The organism is Streptomyces sp. (assembly GCF_031178505.1).
Lineage (GTDB): Bacteria > Actinomycetota > Actinomycetes > Streptomycetales > Streptomycetaceae > Streptomyces > Streptomyces gulbargensis.
Genome location: NZ_JAPSIW010000955.1, coordinates 1 through 2,213 on the forward strand (window position 1 = coordinate 1; position 2,213 = coordinate 2,213).

Genomic DNA, 2,213 nt, shown 5'->3' on the forward strand with positions numbered 1-2,213 from the left:
GCCGCCACCCACACCAGGCCGAGCACGCCGTGGGCGGTGAGGCGCACGGGCTCCAGGGCAAGGGCGACCGCCGAGGCGGGCGCCATCAGCGGCAGGCAGAGGACCAGGGCCCAGCCGATGACCTGCCAGCCCGGCATCAGCCGGGCGAGCCGGCCGCCCTCGGTGTACCCGGCCGCGCAGACCAGGAGCGCGCCGAAGAGGTACAGGTCGCCGGCGGACAGCGCCCCGCCGCTCTGCTGGACGGTGAAGGCGAGTACCACGGCGGCCCCGGAGACGGCCGCGATCCAGAAGGTACGGGACGGGCGCCGGCCGGTCCGTACCGCGGCGAAGGCCGCCGTGGTCAGTGGCAGCAGACCCACGACGACGGCGGCGTGCGAAGTGGTGGAGGTCCGCAGGGCCAGGGTCGTCAGGAGCGGGAAGCCGATCACCACGCCGCCGGCGACCACGGCGAGACCCGCCCAGTGGCGCCGGTCGGGCAGCGGGACCCGCCCCACGAGGAGGAAGGCACCGGCGAGCAGCGCGGCCAGCGTCGAACGGACGGCCACCAGGGACCAGGGCCCGAAGCTCTCCAGGCCCCACACCGTGGACGGGAAGGTCAGCGAGAAGGAGACCACTCCGAGAGCGGCGAGCAGGGTGCCGGTGCCCTGCGGAGAAGCGGCGACCGCTATCGCCTTCGGGGAAGTAGCGCTATTCTGTGCTGTCATGCATGAGCGTAGCAGTGTGGCGGAACTGGCGAAATCCCTGAGAGCGGAGCTCAACCGCTACTCACCTGGCGGAAAGCTGCCGTCGAGCCGTGCGCTCGTCGAGCGCTACCGGGTCTCCCCGGTGACCGTCACCCGCGCCCTCGCCCAGCTCGTCGCCGAGGGGCTCGTCGTCACCCGGCCCGGCGCCGGAGCCTTCCGCGCCGAACCGCGCCACGCCGCGCCCGTCACCGGCGACACCTCCTGGCAGGAGGTCGCCCTCAGCGCCGACACCGCCACCGAACTCGTCCCCCGCTCCGTCGACGCCTCCGGGGTCCTCGCCACCCTCGCCGCACCCCCGCCCGGTGTCGTCGAGTTCAACGGCGGCTATCTGCACCCCTCCCTCCAGCCCGAGCGCGCCCTCGCCGCCGCCCTCGCCCGCGCCGGCCGCCGGCCCGGCGCCTGGGGCCGCCCGCCCACCGACGGCCTGCCCGAACTGAGGGCCTGGTTCGCCCGCGAGATCGGCGGCGGCGTCACCGCCGCCGAGGTCCTCATCACCGCCGGCGGGCAGTCGGCCCTCACCACCGCCCTGCGGGCCCTCGCCCCGCCCGGCGCCCCCGTCCTCGTCGAATCGCCCACCTACCCGGGCATGCTCGCCGTCGCCCGCGCCTCCGGGCTCCGCCCCGTGCCGGTCCCCACCGACGCCGACGGCATCCGCCCCGACCTCCTCGAAGCCGCCTTCCGCGCCACCGGGGCCCGGGTCGTCGTCTGCCAGCCCCTCTTCCAGAACCCCACCGGCGCCGTGCTCGCACCGGAACGGCGCCGCGAGGTGCTCCGCATCGCCCGGGCCGCCGGCGCCTTCGTCGTCGAGGACGACTTCGCCCGCCGCCTCGTCCACGAGGACGCCGGGCCGCTGCCGCCGCCGCTCGCCGCCGACGACCCCGACGGCGTCGTCGTGCACGTCTGCTCGCTCACCAAGCCCACCTCGGCCAGCCTCCGCGTCGGCGCGCTCGCCGCCCGGGGGCCCGTCATGGAACGCCTCCGCGCCATCCAGGTCGTCGACAGCTTCTTCGTCCCCCGACCCCTCCAGGAAGCCGCCCTCGAACTCGTCGGCTCCCCGGCGTGGCCCCGCCACCTGCGCGCCGTCTCGCAGGAGCTCAAGAACCGCCGGACCGTCATGACCGGCGCCCTCGCCCTCCACCTCCCCTCCCTCGCCCTGCCCCACGTCCCCTCCGGGGGCTACCACCTGTGGCTCCGGCTCCCCGACGCCCTGCCGGAGGCCTCCCTCCTGGCCGCCGCCCTGCGGGCCGGGGTCGTGGCCGCCCCCGGCCGCCCGTACTTCTGCGCGGAACCGCCGGCGGGACACCTCCGGCTGAGCTTCGCGGGTGTCGCCGGACCCACGGAGATCGCGGAAGGCGTCCTCCGCCTGCGGACGGCCGTCGACGAACTCACCGGCGGTACGGGCGGGGGGAGGGCCGAGCACCCCGCGTCGGACTGAGCCCGGGGGCGCGGCGGTCCCGCGGCGGCGGTACG

Annotated in this window: 2 protein-coding genes; one reads left to right on the forward strand and one right to left on the reverse strand. The window is 76.4% G+C overall.

The window, feature by feature from the left end; genetic code table 11:
* Window positions 1–704, reverse strand: a 704-nt coding sequence (locus RIF68_RS34975; protein ID WP_309055571.1) for a DMT family transporter, incomplete at its 3' end; no start/stop codon positions are given.
* Between RIF68_RS34975 and RIF68_RS34980 the strand changes: the two genes are divergently transcribed.
* Complete coding sequence (locus RIF68_RS34980; RefSeq protein ID WP_309055572.1) at window positions 703–2,178, forward strand: PLP-dependent aminotransferase family protein; 1,476 nt, start codon at window positions 703–705, stop codon at window positions 2,176–2,178. The two genes, RIF68_RS34975 and RIF68_RS34980, sit on opposite strands and share 2 nt — an antisense overlap.
* Window positions 2,179–2,213: the final 35 nt, after the last annotated feature.

Bases quoted from the DNA above. Each gene is read 5' to 3' on its own strand.
- RIF68_RS34980 (WP_309055572.1), top strand. From the start codon at position 703: ATGCATGAGCGTAGCAGTGTGGCGGAACTGGCGAAATCCCTGAGAGCG.